Origin of the sequence: Lysinibacillus telephonicus, from assembly GCF_039654155.1 — a bacterium.
Lineage (GTDB): Bacteria > Bacillota > Bacilli > Bacillales_A > Planococcaceae > Ureibacillus > Ureibacillus telephonicus.
In genome coordinates this window covers 1,215,448-1,233,219 of sequence record NZ_CP155468.1, presented here as the reverse complement: position 1 = coordinate 1,233,219, position 17,772 = coordinate 1,215,448, and the positions used below count along the sequence as shown (strand labels likewise).

Annotated in this window: 19 protein-coding genes; 7 read left to right on the top strand and 12 right to left on the bottom strand. The window is 34.5% G+C overall.

Features of this window, described 5'->3' with window-relative positions:
• Position 1 precedes the first annotated feature (1 nt).
• A complete protein-coding gene (locus MKY04_RS05805) occupies positions 2-688 on the bottom strand; it encodes a response regulator transcription factor (RefSeq protein ID WP_126295977.1) in 687 nt (228 codons plus the stop codon).
• 469 nt (positions 689-1,157) lie between these two features.
• On the opposite strand from MKY04_RS05805, the gene MKY04_RS05800 reads away from it, so the two are divergent.
• The 3 genes from MKY04_RS05800 to MKY04_RS05790 are packed head-to-tail and all read left to right on the top strand — an operon-like array spanning position 1,158 to position 3,278.
• On the top strand, positions 1,158-2,162 hold the full coding sequence (locus MKY04_RS05800) for a DJ-1/PfpI family protein (protein WP_346235509.1): 1,005 nt from the start codon (positions 1,158-1,160) through the stop codon (positions 2,160-2,162).
• Between the two features lie 15 nt (positions 2,163-2,177).
• Complete coding sequence (locus MKY04_RS05795) at positions 2,178-2,612, top strand: hypothetical protein (protein WP_126295980.1); 435 nt, start codon at positions 2,178-2,180, stop codon at positions 2,610-2,612.
• A gap of 21 nt (positions 2,613-2,633) precedes the next feature.
• Positions 2,634-3,278 (top strand): DUF2306 domain-containing protein, encoded by a 645-nt coding sequence (locus tag MKY04_RS05790; protein ID WP_346235508.1) that lies wholly within the window; start codon positions 2,634-2,636, stop codon positions 3,276-3,278.
• Between the two features lie 793 nt (positions 3,279-4,071).
• On the opposite strand, the gene istB (MKY04_RS05785) is transcribed toward MKY04_RS05790, so the two are convergent.
• Positions 4,072-4,797, bottom strand: coding sequence for an IS21-like element helper ATPase IstB (gene istB / locus MKY04_RS05785; RefSeq protein WP_036180664.1), 726 nt, complete (start codon positions 4,795-4,797; stop codon positions 4,072-4,074).
• Positions 4,790-6,220, bottom strand: coding sequence for an IS21 family transposase (istA, locus tag MKY04_RS05780; protein ID WP_346234451.1), 1,431 nt, complete (start codon positions 6,218-6,220; stop codon positions 4,790-4,792). Before istA (MKY04_RS05780) ends, istB (MKY04_RS05785) begins: the two co-directional genes overlap by 8 nt.
• 160 nt (positions 6,221-6,380) lie before the next feature.
• Between istA (MKY04_RS05780) and MKY04_RS05775 the strand changes: the two genes are divergently transcribed.
• Positions 6,381-7,769, top strand: coding sequence for an S-layer homology domain-containing protein (locus MKY04_RS05775; RefSeq protein ID WP_126295982.1), 1,389 nt, complete (start codon positions 6,381-6,383; stop codon positions 7,767-7,769).
• Between the two features lie 465 nt (positions 7,770-8,234).
• Here the strand turns inward: MKY04_RS05775 and MKY04_RS05770 are convergent, their stop codons facing one another.
• The 5 genes from MKY04_RS05770 to MKY04_RS05750 all read right to left on the bottom strand — a co-directional run bounded on the left by MKY04_RS05770 (position 8,235) and on the right by MKY04_RS05750 (position 11,958).
• The gene (locus tag MKY04_RS05770) at positions 8,235-8,735 is read right to left on the bottom strand and encodes an ATP-binding protein (RefSeq protein WP_346235507.1); all 501 of its coding nucleotides are present in this window, start codon (positions 8,733-8,735) and stop codon (positions 8,235-8,237) included.
• 321 nt (positions 8,736-9,056) lie between these two features.
• Entirely contained in the window at positions 9,057-9,341 is a 285-nt protein-coding gene (locus tag MKY04_RS05765; RefSeq protein WP_346235506.1) for a hypothetical protein, read from the bottom strand.
• Positions 9,342-9,534: 193 nt separating this feature from the next.
• Positions 9,535-10,026, bottom strand: coding sequence for a DinB family protein (locus MKY04_RS05760; RefSeq protein ID WP_346235505.1), 492 nt, complete (start codon positions 10,024-10,026; stop codon positions 9,535-9,537).
• A 352-nt stretch (positions 10,027-10,378) separates the two neighbouring features.
• Positions 10,379-10,591, bottom strand: a complete 213-nt coding sequence (locus MKY04_RS05755) for a hypothetical protein (RefSeq protein WP_346235504.1) — start codon at positions 10,589-10,591, stop codon at positions 10,379-10,381.
• Positions 10,592-10,971: 380 nt separating this feature from the next.
• Complete coding sequence (locus tag MKY04_RS05750; protein WP_346235503.1) at positions 10,972-11,958, bottom strand: YhdH/YhfP family quinone oxidoreductase; 987 nt, start codon at positions 11,956-11,958, stop codon at positions 10,972-10,974.
• 103 nt (positions 11,959-12,061) lie between these two features.
• On the opposite strand from MKY04_RS05750, the gene MKY04_RS05745 reads away from it, so the two are divergent.
• Positions 12,062-12,484 (top strand): MarR family winged helix-turn-helix transcriptional regulator, encoded by a 423-nt coding sequence (locus MKY04_RS05745; RefSeq protein ID WP_126295987.1) that lies wholly within the window; start codon positions 12,062-12,064, stop codon positions 12,482-12,484.
• 95 nt (positions 12,485-12,579) lie between these two features.
• Here the strand turns inward: MKY04_RS05745 and MKY04_RS05740 are convergent, their stop codons facing one another.
• From MKY04_RS05740 to MKY04_RS05730, 3 genes are all read right to left on the bottom strand, one after another.
• Positions 12,580-13,089 carry a type 1 glutamine amidotransferase domain-containing protein gene (locus MKY04_RS05740; RefSeq protein WP_126295988.1) on the bottom strand — a complete coding sequence of 170 codons (510 nt, stop codon included), beginning with the start codon at positions 13,087-13,089 and terminating at the stop codon, positions 12,580-12,582.
• 396 nt (positions 13,090-13,485) lie between these two features.
• Positions 13,486-13,923, bottom strand: a complete 438-nt coding sequence (locus MKY04_RS05735) for a hypothetical protein (RefSeq protein WP_346235502.1) — start codon at positions 13,921-13,923, stop codon at positions 13,486-13,488.
• A 229-nt stretch (positions 13,924-14,152) separates the two neighbouring features.
• Positions 14,153-14,563, bottom strand: coding sequence for a DUF4275 family protein (locus tag MKY04_RS05730; protein ID WP_126296081.1), 411 nt, complete (start codon positions 14,561-14,563; stop codon positions 14,153-14,155).
• Between the two features lie 347 nt (positions 14,564-14,910).
• Between MKY04_RS05730 and istA (MKY04_RS05725) the strand changes: the two genes are divergently transcribed.
• Together istA (MKY04_RS05725) and istB (MKY04_RS05720) are read left to right on the top strand one after the other, a co-directional pair.
• Entirely contained in the window at positions 14,911-16,341 is a 1,431-nt protein-coding gene (gene istA / locus MKY04_RS05725; RefSeq protein WP_346234451.1) for an IS21 family transposase, read from the top strand.
• The gene (gene istB, locus MKY04_RS05720; protein WP_036180664.1) at positions 16,334-17,059 is read left to right on the top strand and encodes an IS21-like element helper ATPase IstB; all 726 of its coding nucleotides are present in this window, start codon (positions 16,334-16,336) and stop codon (positions 17,057-17,059) included. The genes istA (MKY04_RS05725) and istB (MKY04_RS05720) overlap by 8 nt, the downstream gene beginning before the upstream one ends.
• Here istB (MKY04_RS05720) and MKY04_RS05715 read toward each other — a convergent pair.
• Entirely contained in the window at positions 17,030-17,572 is a 543-nt protein-coding gene (locus MKY04_RS05715) for a hypothetical protein (protein WP_346235501.1), read from the bottom strand. The two genes, istB (MKY04_RS05720) and MKY04_RS05715, sit on opposite strands and share 30 nt — an antisense overlap.
• Between the last annotated feature and the right edge of the window lie 200 nt (positions 17,573-17,772).

Here is a 17,772-nt window from a genome sequence, read left to right as displayed (position 1 = left end):
TTTATTCTCCTTTGAAACGATAGCCTATCCCCCATACGTTGACGATAAATTGTGGATTATTTGGATCAGCCTCAATTTTCTCCCGAAGTCGACTTAGATGGACTCGAATTGTATGTTTGTCACCAATTCCTTCCCAAAATTTATTCAGTAATTGGTCGTAAGAAAATACATATTTCGGATGTTCTGCAAACAATTGCAGCAAATCATACTCTTTCGGTGTTAGTGAGATGGGCTGCTCTTCCACAAAAACTTCTCTTGTCGACAAATCCAACGAGAGCCTTCCATAATCCAGGACCTTCCTCTTCAATTCTTGCTGAGAACTGGAGCGTCGTAATACAGCCTTCACTCTTGCAACAATTTCACCCGGCGAAGCGGTTTTAATTATATAATCGTCTCCTCCAAGTGCTAAACCGCGAATCTTATCTACATCATCACTTAAAGCACTCAAAAAAAGAATCGGTACGTTGTTTTTCATACGAATCTGCCGACATAACTCAAAACCATTTTGTCCCGGCATCATTACATCAAGAACAATGCAATCAATGGTATTTTGCTCTAGGACGACAAGTGCCTGTGAAGAGTCATTAGCAGTATTCACATTAAAGCCTTCATTCTCTAAGAAATCCCTCAATAATTCAACAATGCTCTTATCATCGTCAACAACTAAAATTGTCTGCTCCTCCTTCACAAAAATCCCACCTTTCCTCAGATAAACTCCCTCTATATAGCAACCTAACAAATGAAATTTGATTTTAGTTTATCATTTTTTTAATAAAGATAAAGTTTTCTAATGGATTGTGATTATTTTGTGATTATTTTATACCTTCATTTGAGACATTCAAAGGATATTCTTTCATTGTGGAACATTTAGCAGGCTTCACGCCATACTTAACTATTTTAAAGGAGGAATTACAAATGGATAACACTTTCTCTTTCTTTCCATTTGGCGCTTTATTTTGCCTTACACTATTTTGTTTTGTAGCAGTTCGCATATTTGCCATACGCTATCGTTGTAGAGATAACAAGCAAACGGACCGTCTTAAAGACCTAGTAATTAAGGGGGAACTGACCGAGACGGAATATGATAGACTGAAAAATCCGCTTACAAAATAAAGATGTAATGGGTCTCAAATTTATTTTTAACGGAGGAAATATGTATGCATATCCAAATTGTGTTGTTTGATGGATTTGATTTATTAGACGCTATTGCACCTTATGAAGTGTTTACCGCTGCAGCGATGTACTCAAACGAGGAAGTAACCGTTAAACTTGTATCTGCTGAAGGGAAACGTTTGGTGACAAGTGGTGTAAATCATTTACAAATTCAAGCAAGTGAAAAACTTGATTTAAGCCGTAAAGGAATCATTCTTATTCCGGGGGCATCCGGTTCTGTTCATGATAATGGATCAGATTCGGTTCCAGTTAAATTACAACAAGCAACAGAAACAGAATTAAGTCATTTATTAAAAGAAGCTATGATGAAGCCAGATATTTTGCTAGCAACAGTTTGCGGTGGTTCTTGCATATTAGCTATGGATGGTTTATTAGAAGGACGGCATGCTGTTACCCATCATATGGGAATGGACCTTTTAAGTGCCACAGGTGCTATTCCCGTTAATGCACGAGTCGTTGATGATGGCAATCTCATCACTGGAGGTGGTGTGACATCGGGATTAGATGTTGCCCTTTACTTAGTTGAACGAGAGTTAGGTCCCCAAATTGCGCATGCTATTGAGCAATTATTTGAACACGAACGAAGGGGGACGATTTGGAAGGCTGAAGGAAACGTGCCTAAAGAAAGTAAACATGAAAATACAGTTGAAGCTACAAGACAACCTTCCACTATTCAATCAAATGAAATATGGGATTTTCAAGGAAAATGGGATACCATCATTTCCACCCCTATAGGAAAGCTTTCTGTATTAATAGATTTATCTACTAATGATGGTCAAATAGTCGGAACTGCGAAGCAAGGAGAAGAGATTGTTTCTTTAGACAACCCTTTCCTTGAAGGGAATCAATTAAAGTGGTCCATGAAAGTAACAAAGCCAATGAGGCTTACTTTAAAGTTTAGCGTTTCGATAGATGGAAACCAAATGATTGGTGAAGTAAAGGCTGGTATGCTTCCCTCTTCAAAATTAATTGGACACCGTCTTACTTAAAAGGAATATATAACTATGTATTCATTCCTTGTATTTATTCATGTTGTTAGTGCTTTATTTTTAGGAAGCTTCCTTACTTTACCTTTTATCATTCATACCATTTCTTCTCGAACGGGCAATGAATTAAAGACAGTCCTTAGAACGACTTTGAGCTTTATGCGAGCAGGTCATTATGCATTAGTTCTTTTGATGATTTCAGGAGGATGGATGAGCTTTGGTTATTCATCCTATCCTTCAATATTATGGGTGGGGATTGCAATTGTGCTGCTTGTCCTGATTGGTGGCGCGATTGGAATGATGCATAGAAATCTAAAAAGGATTATTCTCTCAAAGTACCCTGAGAACAAATTAGTAGAGAATATCTCAAAGTTAAATTGGTATAGCTGGATTACCTTTCTCTTCATCATGGCTGTTGTCTTTACTATGACTAACCGCGGTTTATTTTCCTAAGCAGAAATGGAGGAAAAGCAAATGAAAAATTTCATTCGAATAACCATTTTATTTATCCCAATCCTATGGGTATTTCATACTTTTTCAAAGAATTTTATGGTTGATCCTACTTTTGAAAAATTTATTTCTAGAAAGGATCTAATTCTGACAGATAAATCCCTATGGATAGTAATGATTCGAATTCATATTTTGCTGGCTATTATTGCGCTTCTCACAGGCCCATTAGGTGTGATAAAAAGAATACGCATAAAATCTATCAAGTTTCACCGCTGGAATGGCCGATTATATGTCTTGTCTATCATCATAAATTTCATTCCCGGAGTTTATGTCTCATTCTTTGCAACAGGGGGATGGCCAAGTACAATCGGGTTTCTAATTTTAAATACATTATGGCTCGGCACAACTATCCTAGGGTTTTGGTATATTAAGAGACAAAATGTAATCTTACATAGTCAATGGATCATTCGAAGTTTCTTTCTTTCTTTTGCGAATATGACTATTTATATAATCGTAGCCATTACTCATAACGCAATGAATTTTCCCTATGGAAATGCCTATATGATAGCAGTCTGGTTATCTTGGATTCTTAATCTTTTTATTGCAGAGATAACAATTAGAAAAAACATTCTCTATAAGAAAGAAATAATTTTAAAAATTAAATCATAAATTAAAATGCATCATTCTAGTTCAAAGCTTGAATATTCAGTCCAACATAGAGCTCTCTAATCTCCACAAAAAGAGACCGTCTATTAATGACGGCCTCTTTGGTTTTAATCCCTTTTCAAAACCTTGTACCCTGTGAAACTTTTACTCCCTGCTTTACCATTATTTTGGTAGGTTTCACCTTGCATAATCAATCCTATATCAATAATGATTTTACTCAACAATCTGGCCTATTAAGAAAAAAACACGGTCTTAAATAAATACATCCAATTCTTGAATAACGGATAACAAATTCAACTTATTTTAGGAAATCAAAACATAACCTTGACACCCAATCGTTCCTAAATAGATTTCACATGATTACTTTTTAATTCATAATTTACAATATATCCTTGCCATTCCTTTAGCATGTACACTCCTTTCAGGTGGTTCCCTCCACCCTACTTAGTTAATAAGATATTCCCGTTATTATCGGCGAAGATTAAATCAGTTCATCTATTAATTGACCTTGCCTTTCTAATAATCCAGTCCTTCCTCGATTAACTAAGGTTGTATAACGAAAATATCCTCAAATTCCTTTTCAGAAAGGATATTCATAATCGATTCCTCCTTACTATGTTTATAAAAGTCGGAAGATGTATTTCTTAGATTAATTTCCACTATTTTAATAGCCTATGAATCTTGTATACTGAAACAAATATTAAAAATAAACTAGCTATCAAACGGAGGTGTATTTTGCAAGATAAAAATGCAGAGAATTGCAATGAAAAATACAGAGTGTTGCCACCCAATATTTTTACTGTTTTCTCGACAACGCATTGGCTAAACGGAAGCTCTGTCCCGTATAAGAAATAATATGGGCATGGTGAATCAAACGATCCACCAGAGCTGCCGTTAAACGTGAATCTGAAAAAATACGATTCCACTGACTAAATTCTAAATTTGACGTGATAATCAAACTCTTCTGTTCGTAAAATTCAGAAATGATTTGAAAAAGTAACTCCGCTCCTTCTTTACCAAATGGAAGATAACCCATTTCATCCAATATCATTAAATCAATTTTCTCTAATTTATTTCGAAATTGCTTTAATTTCCCCACATGTAAAGCCTGTTCCAATTCTTCTACTAAATGCGAAACTCGATAAAAACGTACTTCAAAACCTTGCTCACAAGCTTTTCTACCCAGTGCTGAAGCTAAATGTGTTTTACCAGTTCCAGGCGCCCCTACTAGAATTACATTCTCTTTTCTTCGAATAAAATCGAGCTGCACTAGTTCTTCTTTCGATAGATGACTAGGTAAACAAATATCTTTGTGCCATTCGTAGCCCTCTAATGTTTTCGTATCGATAAATCGGGCATTCTTTAAGTTTCTTGCGATCCTTGCTTGTTCCCGACCATCTTGTTCTTTTAATAAAAGTTGGTAAATATATTCTTCAGGTGTTGTAAATGGAACATCATGTATTGCTTCAGCGATATGAGCTAACCGCAATTGCTTACACAATTGTAAAATGGCATTATTCATGACTTGAAGCCTCCATTCCTTTAGGAGATAGCGCATCATAATCAGTCCATTTTACACCGTAAGGATGTTCTTGATCATCGCTATTTTTTCCAATAAGTTCATAAAAATTCTGGTCAATTTCTTTCATATCATGAGTCACTAAAAGAGTGAGTAATTCATTTAGACGCTGTTTCCTTAATGCCAAGGATGGAACTGTTAAATACTCCTTTATACGAGTCGGTAAATAAGGGGTATAACGTGAATGCCCAATAACACGAGGCTTTTTTAACCAATCTTTTAAAATATCTTTCCATGGAATGAAACGTCGTTTCTTCATATAAGGTCTTGCATCTGATAATAAAATTTCTCCCTCATTTGTAATCACTTTGAATGAATCCCAATACGTAATGCAATATAACTGCACATAGTTACGCGCTCTAGGCACATGAATAAAATGCTTGTCTAACTTAAACTCATTATACTTATTAAACTTAATCGGAAACTGCTTAAATACTGGATACGGATCTTCTGGTAATTTTATTAATTGCTTTTGCTCTTGCTGCCATAAATCCTCAATGAGTTCTTCTTTTTCATAATGTGGTCGGTCACGATCTTCCTTCAGTTGTTGCTTTAATTGTTCCGTTAAATCTTCAAAGTCTTTTATGACTGGTGGTAAGCTAAAGAAGTTATATCGTACATAGCCTACTTTATTTTCCACATTTCCTTTTTCATTACCTCTGGATGGATTGCACACTTGCACTTTAAAGCCATAATAGTTTTGGAAATGGCGAAATGCTTCTGTTAATTCAGCTTCTGTATCACCTTTGCGTACTTTTTTGACCGCAGGTGTTAAATTGTCAATTCGAATACTAATTGGCACTCCACCAGCTTGCTTAAACAGCTCTTGTAACCCACCTAGGAAACACTCCAAATTTTCTCCAGGCATCGGTATCGCAAAACCAGTATTACTAGCTGGGAACGTCATAACTAAAACATGAACATCGACAATCTCTCCGTCTTGAACAGCCTCCATTACGCCAAAATCTAGTTGCGCTTCACCTTCTGGATGTTGTAATCGCTCATGCCCTTTACTTACTTCATCATCTTCTGTCGCACGCCATTCTTGAATAAAGTTACAGACCGTTCGATACGATCCTTTAAACCCCATCCTTTTTAAATCCGCAACTATTTTTTTATTTGTTCGACGTAGTTTTTTCTTTAGTTTGAGATCTTCTTCAAGCCAGTCTATAACGATTTCTCCCCATTTTTCTTCGTACATCATCCCTTTTTTAATATGCTTTTTTTCTTGAGGTAACTGATTGCCATCACCATACTTTTTGGCGGTACGCCAATTTACATTCATAGTTTCTGCAATTTTAGAAATAGACAATCCTTTTTCATTTCTTAAAGTTTTGATACAATTAATTTCAGACATTGCTAGCATCCTTTCAAACCTCCACTGGTAAAATTCGACACTTTAACAGTAGAGTGACTTGGGGTGGCTGGCAAGTCTATTTTTTTGCACTAAAAAAGTGCTAGACTCTGTACAAATTCGTTGCACTAGTCTGCACTTTTATTATGCAATACACAGGAGGTCTATCGTTTTGAAAAATAAACTAACGGTAGTATGGATTATTTTACTCATTTTCGCCGCAATCCCATTTCAAGCACAAGCGGCTACTTATTTTTCCGATGTGGATAGTCATTGGGCGAAGAAAGAAATCATGTATTTATCCGATTTTAATATTATCGGAGGCTATCCTGACGGTACATTCAAACCGAATGAGGCGATTACGCGAGCGCAAGCATCCGCTATGCTCATCAAAGCACTAAAGATTCCGCTGAACGAAGATACATCCATTCAGTTCAAGGACGTATCGAAAGATTCACCTTACTACAAAATTCTCGCGACGGTGAATGAAAGAGGAATCCTTCGCGGTAACAATGGCTTTATGCGTCCTGGAGAAAAAACATCACGTGCGCAGATGGCTGCTATCTTACGCCGCGCATTCAACATGCCGCTTGACAAGCAACCGACATTCATTGACGTCACACCATCACACTGGGCGTACCAGGACATCAACGGAATCGCAAAACAGCGCGTTGCGGGCGGATCGAAAGGCAAATTTATGCCAACAGACTCTGTCACACGTGCGCAGTTTTCAGCATTTCTTGTGCGGGCACTAGATGATAAAATGAAGCTCAGCAGCTATCGTTCATATGTCAGTACGAAAGGGAAAACCGTTGAACAAGACGGTTCATTATATTTCATTGGGAAGGACACAGACGGTTATCGTCAACTTATCAAAGAAAATATTGAAACCGGTAAACGTGAAGTGTTATTGAAAGACGAGGATGTACCGAAAAGCGATTGGAATCACCCCAGCGCCATGTACTTGCATAAAGATACCCGAATTATTGTTTACAATGGAGAGATTTTCATTCCTTACCATAGTGGGGGATTTGCTGAAGCAGACGAAGTGCCATTTATTTATGGGGTAATGAAAATAAAGACGAACGGTCAAGACTTGGTAAAAATGCAAGAGCCAAGTGACGATAACTTCCGCAATATGTTCATTTGGAACGACCGGATTTTATATACGGATGTATCCGAAAAGAATTATAGTTATTTAAATCGTAGAATTATACAGGATTCGGCGGGATTTGTGGACAGCACGCTGATACTTTATTCGACAGCGATGGATGGCAGCAGTGATAAGAAAAAAGAATTCAGCTTTGATGCGCTTATAACTTTCGATGTATTCAGTTACAGTTACGATGGAATGCCTATCGAGGCGGGCGGAGAAAATAGGTCGGTGTTGTTTGATCACTCCACAATGTATTACTTTAATAAAAAAGGCGTCTTTAAGTATAATCTGCTTGATAAAAAGACGAACAAGCTTTCAAATGTCCTTGCGAAGGATATGTATGTTTCAGAAACACAGTTAGTTGTGACAGATCTAAACGGAAAGGAACATACACTAAAGAAATAACCAGTAAACAAAAAATAGTGACTCAAGCACTCAAGGACTGAGTTACTATTTTCTTTTTTGAATAAGTAATATGTTCAATGGCTTACAAGTAAATAGCCGAAGAATATTGAATCTGATGCTGAGAAAGTCATTTTCTTCTGGAAAATAGCCATTTATCACTATCACCTTTCACTATAGCTTTGGAATAAAGATTGATTAAAAAATATCCCTCAATTCCTTATCTAACAGCCACTTCAAAAACTCCATTCTGAAAAAGAATTGATCAAAATGGAGTTACTCCTTTTGAATTTAGTAGGAGATTTTTATTAAAGTTTGATTATTTTCCACTTATGTTATTCAAAAATTGCTCCCTTTAATGGAAAAACTGAAAATGGTTAGTCATAAAATCAATTATTTCTTCTTTTACTAAAGCACCCGGTTAGTTAATGAATTTTCTTCTGGATCAATAACGCAGTGTCGGACTTTTTATTCTTCTTTTCCACTAAACTCTAAAATATTTAAACCCTCTGATGCTTCTGGTGCTTCAAAAAATTTAGTAACATGAATAAACGTCGCTTCCGTGTCAAAAGCTGCTCTTTCGGGTTGTTCGTTACGCCTTTGTGCAATTTGGCGTAGGCATTGCTCGTTATTTAAATTAAGGAAAATTAGTTCATGGTTTACATTGACCTCTGCCGCTATATCCAAAAACCACTTTCGCTGTTTTTGAGTGTTACCTGGAAAATCCATCACTACATCTGTACCGACACTTAATATATTTTGGACAAGCTTTTTCACCATCGGCTTGAGTTGCGCTGAAAATTTTAGATAGTCATCAAATGATGTAATCTGATTGGGATAAAGAGATGAAAGCCATTCATCCTCAGATAACAGTACCGCATGTTTTTCTATAGCCAATTGTTTTGATTTAGTTGATTTTCCTGCTCCCATTTTTCCACAGAAAAAGTATAGAGTCCCCAATTGTTTCATTTTTTATCCCTCCAAGCTTTTATTATTGGTTGTTGCCCCACCTTGTAAAACTTTAATTTACAACCTAGATTATTAGTAATAGTAACTGTCTTTTTTAAGTATGATTATTCAGTTTCAAATATTCAATATTTTTATAAATAGTTTATCGATTTATAAAACACATCTCAATAAAAGGTTAATGTTGAGTTTTGGAATGGCTTAATTGTTTAGAATAAAGCTCCCAAAGCGGCGTTTGGTCACATTTCACAAAAGAATGTTATTCAACATTATAGCCCTTTAATATTGAAAAAGGCACTTTCCTAATATGACATTAATAAGTAATTATTTCTTACCTTTTAGTTCTAAAAGTATAGGTGCTATATTTAGTAAGATAGAAACAATTGTCAAAAACCATAATGCCCTTTCCATACCAGGTACTACATCCTCTAAAGCTGCCCAATCTTTCACTTCTACCCACTCCGATACAAGACTGTATTCTGCACAAAGTGTTAATGCTGTAAATGATAACCCCATTGCCATAGCAAGCTTATAATCCTTTCCTGCTGTATACATATAAAGATTTACAAAAGTTACTACTATTGCAATAAGACCTATTATTAACCACATAATGATGCCTCCATTATACTTCCATTTTTTAATATAGACATAAATTGTAATTATATGGTTCCCAAAGTATCCTTTTTTGGGAAGCTTTTATAAAATAATGTTGTTCAACGATCTGGCCTTTAATGAAAAAAGACGCAATTCTTAATAAAAAAACACGCCTTATAGTGGGATAATTGTAAAGCTAATAAAACTTTTAAAAGCTGCGTTTCCCTGCCCAAGCTCCTTGCATTTTACTTAGGAAAACAATTTGCCCAATATGATATGCATCATGCAATGCTAAACTCTTCAGTTCAAGCACTAGTGATCTTTCTCCGGGGATTTGTCTATATAAATCTTCATGTTCTGATTTTGCTAGTATTTTTTCGAGTTCCCGATGAACATAAAAGTATTCCTGTTTTGTTTCCTTCCAATTTTCTAACGTCTCAGTTGGTAATCTAAATGTAGATTCATTATCTTCTGCCTGGGGTTCATTCGCTGTTTCACCAAGAAATCGCATCAAAAGTCTCTTTTCATAGAAAAGTAAATGACAAACTAGTTCCCAAATGGAATTCATTTCTCCCTCAACTGGCTTCCAAATTGCCTGTTCAAGAGTAATATCCTCTAGCACTTTTTCAAGTGGTGGAAACCAATCTTCTTCATCTAAGCAGCTTGCCCATTGCTGTAACAAAAGTGTCTTTGCGTCCATTTCCTATTCCCTCCAAATTTAATCCCTTTGATTAAAACTTCAGAGATGAACCATCTGATAACTTCTCTTATTCCACAATATGGTCCTTTAATGAAAAACGCACTTTCCTTATTCAAGGAAAGCACCCTATAATTGAATAACTATTTTTTTATTATTAATAGTGTTTTCTCATATATTTCTATGTCATTGATGTCCGTTTTATCAAGAATAAAGGTCTGGTCTAATTTTCTATTTCTATTTTGACCTTCGTCGCCAGACCAACAAATATATAACTCACAATAATCCCATTCTTTAAGATAAGGTTTTAAAAGCTCGCAAAGTCTTAGGAAACTTTCCTGCGACCTTAAATTACTTATTGAATACTCCCTTTTATAGCTTGATTAAACCAGATACCGGAACCACCATTCTCAAAAACCTCATATACATATTTAGTTGAAAAATGCTTTTTTACATTATCTATACCTTCTTCATCCGTGAAGTCCTGAGTAATTATAACTTTATCATCACTATCTGTTTCACGTATGGGTAATTTAAAATTACATCCAAGATAATTGAGTATCGTCATTTAATAAGACCCCTTAATTATTTTAATTATAATTCTATATACTGGCATTTCTTATTCAACATTCATATCCTTTTCCTTTTGTTATTTCAAATATGTATTAGAACTACAATATTAGAACTACAATATGGCCCAATACGAAAAGACACGCATTACATGGATTTCTTAATATAGAATTGCTTTAATGTAATTAAACAAGCTGAACTACCAAATGTATTTTAATTATCTCTCCCTATTTAGATAGATTTTTTAATAATCAGAATAAAACACCCTATACCAGTAAAGGTATAAGGTGAAAATAACTGTATTTATCAAAAATTTTGTATGCCTATTGATTAAAGTAAGATAAGTGTTGTTTACTTCTTTAAAATGGTCGAATGTTTTTAATATTTAATAATTGTTCTTCCCAAATGGTGACCATTTTTAATGGCCTCAATCGTTTGAGGTAATTCTTCAAGTGTAATTTCACTAATTAGAGTTGTTTGAGAAATATTCCATTCATTCGCTATTTTCTCCCAAATATACCCCCGATCTTCAATTGGTACATTTACAGAATCAATTCCCAAAAGGTTAATTCCTCTAAGTATAAACGGCAACACTGTTGATGTTAGTTTTATCCCACCTGCATTCCCACACATACTCATACTTCCACCATAGCAAATTTGAGAAATTAATACAGAAGCAATTTCTCCACCAACAGTATCTAGGACAAAGTCAAATTTTTGCTTATTTAACGGTTTATTTTGTACTCCTAATTCATCCGCAAAAATGACATCAGTAGCTCCTAAAGATTTTGCTACTTCTATCTGGTTTTCTTTTCGAACTAAAGCAGCAATATTTTTATACCCAATTTTGGATAAAATTTGTAAAGCTATACTACCCACTCCACCAGTTGAACCAGTAACTAGAATTTTAGGATTTTTATTTAAATCCATACCTTTCTCCTCTAAAGCTATGATAGATAGGGCAGCAGTAAACCCTGCTGTTCCAAAAACCATAGCATCTTTTAAGGATAAGTTGACTGGTAAAGGAACAATCCAATCTCCAGAAACCCTAGCATATTCTGCAAACCCTCCTGTATGGCTCATTCCCATAGCAAAACCTGTAACAACTACTTTCTGTCCCTCTGCGTAACGATTATCTGTTGTATGTACAATGGTTCCACTTAAATCAATTCCGGGGATCATAGGATAATTCCGAATAACTCCTCCATTTTTTTGAACAGCCAACATATCTTTATAGTTTATTGAAGAATATGACACCTTAATTAAAACCTCACCATTAGAAAGACTGTCAAGATTAACATCTTCCAAACCATAAATTACTTGATCATTTTTTTCTTTTACAATAATAGCCTTGAATGTATCCATATATATCCATCTCCTTTTCTACATAAAACATTTCTGCGACAAAAATGTTTCATCACAAAAACTAACATGATATTATAGGTAATGTCAATATGGAGGAGATACTATGGAATTAAAAGATTGCATGAATTTTTTACTAAGTACTAGCCAGAATAAAGTTTTTAAATATTTCAGCAAGCTTTTAGAGGACTATGGAATAACACCAGCTCAATACGGTGTATTGAATTGTTTGTGGAGAGAAGGGCAATTATCACCTAAACAAATTGGAGAAATGATTTATTTAGAAGCCCCTACTATCTCGGGGATATTAGATAAAATGCAAAAAGCTGAATTAATAGAACGTTCGGTAGATCCAAAAAATCGTAGAAATGTTTTAGTGATTGCTACTCAAAAATCTAAAGAAATCAGAGATGAAGTTGAAGCTGCAACAGTTAAGTTGAATAATAAGGTTCTTCAAAATTTGACAGCTAGCGATATAGAAGTGTTAAAAAAAGCATTAGAAGTAATAATAAAGTCTGATTTTTCATGATAAAACTGTTTTCTCTTAACTAATTTATTGACAAAATCAAAAAGAGGAAGTGGATCCCCTTTTAATTAAAGGCTCCCTTCCTCTTTTTGAATTATTTATGCTAATTTCGCTAAGATTTCACGGATAAACGCTGGTTCATCTACAGGCGTACGTGATGTTACAAGATTTTCGCTAACAACTACCTCTTCGTCACGGTAGTCTGCACCTGCTAGTTTTACATCATCACGAATTCCGATGTAGCAAGTTGCAGCTTTTCCTTTTAATACATCAGCACTTATCATGACTTGAGGTCCGTGACAAATTCCTGCAATTAATTTACCCTGCTCGTTTACTTCCTTCACAAAACGAATCACTTCTTCATTCACACGTAATGCTTCTGGAGCGCCTCCGCCAGGTATAATGACAGCATCAAATTCTTCTGACTTTGCTTCCGATGCCCCTAAATCCGCTGTGTAGGAGACCGTACCTTTTTTTCCATCGCATTGTGCACCTTTTTCTAAGCCAACTACGATTACCTCATGTCCTGCGTCTTTTACGGCGTTATATGGATTTTTCATTTCAGAATCTTCAAATCCACTCGCCAAAAGAAATGCTACCTTTGCCATATTCAAAACCTCCAGTTAAAAGTATTTTACAAGATTACTATAATTTATTATCCGATAAATTGGCAAAATGTTTGCCTGCTTATTATAAAAGCAAGCAACTAATTGACCTGGGTCTTACGCTGGATCAAGGAGTTCGGTTTGCTTCAAGATTGTGGAATCGCACCCTAAACGAAGAGGATAGAACACGATTTGAATGAGAATGGATTGCATTATCAGAATCAAATGGTTTGGTGAGGATTTGGGAAAATATCAAAATTCAATGAAGATTACTTTGATGATTTTATTGTGACGATATTAGACTGAATTTAATTCTACCATATTTTTTTTCACTAGAATGTTGCGTAATTTAATAGACAATTTACGTTTGAATTTTAGTCGAATAATAAATCTTTACTTTTACCCTTGAGATAAATAAAAACTTTCTTCTATATGATTTAGCTTGAAACTTGAGTGTACAAATCTTAAAATATTCTGGAAATCCTTTAGTTGTAAAGTTACTGGTAAATTGGAGAACATATTTTTATCTATAAATCGTTTAACAATCTTAGCAGTTGGAATTACCTCGTGTAATAAATCATCAGCAAATTCAATAATACTATCATTTTGTTGCTTAGTTAATTCTTCGCCAGTTAGTATATATAAATAAAGTACATTATGTATTTCATCTTTTAATTCATTTTCGTCCATTAAGTTATAAGGAGTTAACTGCTTCTCAGAATCATTTAACGCTCTACGTTTATCTTCAATAATTAGCAAACAAATTTTAACACTATTATGAACTACTTCAATTATTTCTAAGTCCCTCATCCGTAATAAACGAATAAATCGAAACATCTAATCACCCTTACGTTTTTTTTAGTATCAAATAACGACTCATTTGATAACCAGTTTTAATTATATTTCTTCACAATATCTTTTTATTTTTAACAAAAATAATCATTTTTTCGGAAGTCGTTACTCCACAATCATGGCTCTTTTTATGGAGAAAAGCACACTTCTTGTTACAGAATCGCGTACGATTGCTGAGTATAAGATTTTACTTTTATTTGAACAAAACTATCACCTAAAATTTCTGAATAAAATAAGGACCAAGATCACTTTCATGTGTAATAATAAACGTCCATTTATAATTCCAATCCATTATATATATGTCGCAATAATCCATATCATATTTATCATATGGAAGTTCTTCTACTGTAAGTGTTTTAGCATTTTCAAGAAGATAAGCTTCATCTATAAATTGATAAAAGATAGTACATTTAAATTTTGATTGCTTATTAAAGGCTGCTATCGCTTCATCTTTCTCAAAACATTTAACTTTTTCCCAACTACATAAATGCCACAGGAATCCATCCATCCCAATCAATTTTTGTTCCGCATTTGTAAGATGTCTAGCAAAGCTTTCACGCCATTGCTCACGTAAGTAGGTTCCCCATTTCGGAATTTCCACTACCTTTAATTCTTTAAATCTCAATTAATTACCCCCTTAATTTTTCCTAAAACAGCTTTGATAATATATTTTCTCAAAATTATATACCAAATTTTAACATAAACATCTAGTTTTGTTTAAGTAGCTTTATTCAATTAAATAGTCCTATAACTGAAAAAGGCACAATTCCTCTGAAAGAATTACACCCTTTTTTGGAATAAACCATGTTGGTATTAATAATATACTTGTGTATTGCATAATAAAAGTGCAGACTAGTGCAACGAATTTGTACAGAGTCTAGCACTTTTTTAGTGCAAAAAAATAGACTTGCCAGCCACCCCAAGTCACTCTACTGTTAAAGTGTCGAATTTTACCAGTGGAGGTTTGAAAGGATGCTAGCAATGTCTGAAATTAATTGTATCAAAACTTTAAGAAATGAAAAAGGATTGTCTATTTCTAAAATTGCAGAAACTATGAATGTAAATTGGCGTACCGCCAAAAAGTATGGTGATGGCAATCAGTTACCTCAAGAAAAAAAGCATATTAAAAAAGGGATGATGTACGAAGAAAAATGGGGAGAAATCGTTATAGACTGGCTTGAAGAAGATCTCAAACTAAAGAAAAAACTACGTCGAACAAATAAAAAAATAGTTGCGGATTTAAAAAGGATGGGGTTTAAAGGATCGTATCGAACGGTCTGTAACTTTATTCAAGAATGGCGTGCGACAGAAGATGATGAAGTAAGTAAAGGGCATGAGCGATTACAACATCCAGAAGGTGAAGCGCAACTAGATTTTGGCGTAATGGAGGCTGTTCAAGACGGAGAGATTGTCGATGTTCATGTTTTAGTTATGACGTTCCCAGCTAGTAATACTGGTTTTGCGATACCGATGCCTGGAGAAAATTTGGAGTGTTTCCTAGGTGGGTTACAAGAGCTGTTTAAGCAAGCTGGTGGAGTGCCAATTAGTATTCGAATTGACAATTTAACACCTGCGGTCAAAAAAGTACGCAAAGGTGATACAGAAGCTGAATTAACAGAAGCATTTCGCCATTTCCAAAACTATTATGGCTTTAAAGTGCAAGTGTGCAATCCATCCAGAGGTAATGAAAAAGGAAATGTGGAAAATAAAGTAGGCTATGTACGATATAACTTCTTTAGCTTACCACCAGTCATAAAAGACTTTGAAGATTTAACGGAACAATTAAAGCAACAACTGAAGGAAGATCGTGACCGACCACATTATGAAAAAGAAGAACTCATTGAGGATTTATGGCAGCAAGAGCAAAAGCAATTAATAAAATTACCAGAAGATCCGTATCCAGTATTTAAGCAGTTTCCGATTAAGTTTAATAAGTATAATGAGTTTAAGTTAGACAAGCATTTTATTCATGTGCCTAGAGCGCGTAACTATGTGCAGTTATATTGCATTACGTATTGGGATTCATTCAAAGTGATTACAAATGAGGGAGAAATTTTATTATCAGATGCAAGACCTTATATGAAGAAACGACGTTTCATTCCATGGAAAGATATTTTAAAAGATTGGTTAAAAAAGCCTCGTGTTATTGGGCATTCACGTTATACCCCTTATTTACCGACTCGTATAAAGGAGTATTTAACAGTTCCATCCTTGGCATTAAGGAAACAGCGTCTAAATGAATTACTCACTCTTTTAGTGACTCATGATATGAAAGAAATTGACCAGAATTTTTATGAACTTATTGGAAAAAATAGCGATGATCAAGAACATCCTTACGGTGTAAAATGGACTGATTATGATGCGCTATCTCCTAAAGGAATGGAGGCTTCAAGTCATGAATAATGCCATTTTACAATTGTGTAAGCAATTGCGGTTAGCTCATATCGCTGAAGCAATACATGATGTTCCATTTACAACACCTGAAGAATATATTTACCAACTTTTATTAAAAGAACAAGATGGTCGGGAACAAGCAAGGATCGCAAGAAACTTAAAGAATGCCCGATTTATCGATACGAAAACATTAGAGGGCTACGAATGGCACAAAGATATTTGTTTACCTAGTCATCTATCGAAAGAAGAACTAGTGCAGCTCGATTTTATTCGAAGAAAAGAGAATGTAATTCTAGTAGGGGCGCCTGGAACTGGTAAAACACATTTAGCTTCAGCACTGGGTAGAAAAGCTTGTGAGCAAGGTTTTGAAGTACGTTTTTATCGAGTTTCGCATTTAGTAGAAGAATTGGAACAGGCTTTACATGTGGGGAAATTAAAGCAATTTCGAAATAAATTAGAGAAAATTGATTTAATGATATTGGATGAAATGGGTTATCTTCCATTTGGTAAAGAAGGAGCGGAGTTACTTTTTCAAATCATTTCTGAATTTTACGAACAGAAGAGTTTGATTATCACGTCAAATTTAGAATTTAGTCAGTGGAATCGTATTTTTTCAGATTCACGTTTAACGGCAGCTCTGGTGGATCGTTTGATTCACCATGCCCATATTATTTCTTATACGGGACAGAGCTTCCGTTTAGCCAATGCGTTGTCGAGAAAACAGTAAAAATATTGGGTGGCAACACTCTGTATTTTTCATTGCAATTCTCTGCATTTTTATCTTGCAAAATACAATTATCTTATTTTCTAAAGAATCAAAATAAAAGCGAAAACCATTAGTAGTAAATAAGTTACCCAATATTTGATATTGTTTTTCGGAACCTACAATATATCCATTATACCCATATTGTTCATCCTCTTTTGGAACAATATAATCCGCTGTTAAAACTGCCTTATGTAATGTTTGTACCCATAAACTCCATTCATTGCTAGCTTTTGCTGTTAAAGTCATTGCCTCATCTTTAGACATGCTTTCAACTTCATTTAAACTTTCTAAGGTATTTTGTAAGTCATCTGCATCATATTGGTGAAGGCTTTCTATAAAATTAACATTGGATTTATTTAAATATATCTCTTTTGTCCAATCAATTTCTTTTTGATATTGATAAGTGAAGGTTATTAAAGTAAAAACTAATAGCATTAGAACAAATATTCCAATTTTTATTTTTATATTTGACATTCATTACACCTCATATATGTACTTACAACCAGTTTCCTTTTAAATTTTACCCAAATCAAATTACTGTTAAAATTCATAATGCTTTATATTCAAATTCATCACTCTTAATTATATTTAGGTGAGTTTGTCCAATTTAGTTACAAAAATCCTTATTCACGAAAATGGCTCTTAAAAGGAAAAAGCGCATCCCTTATTCCCTG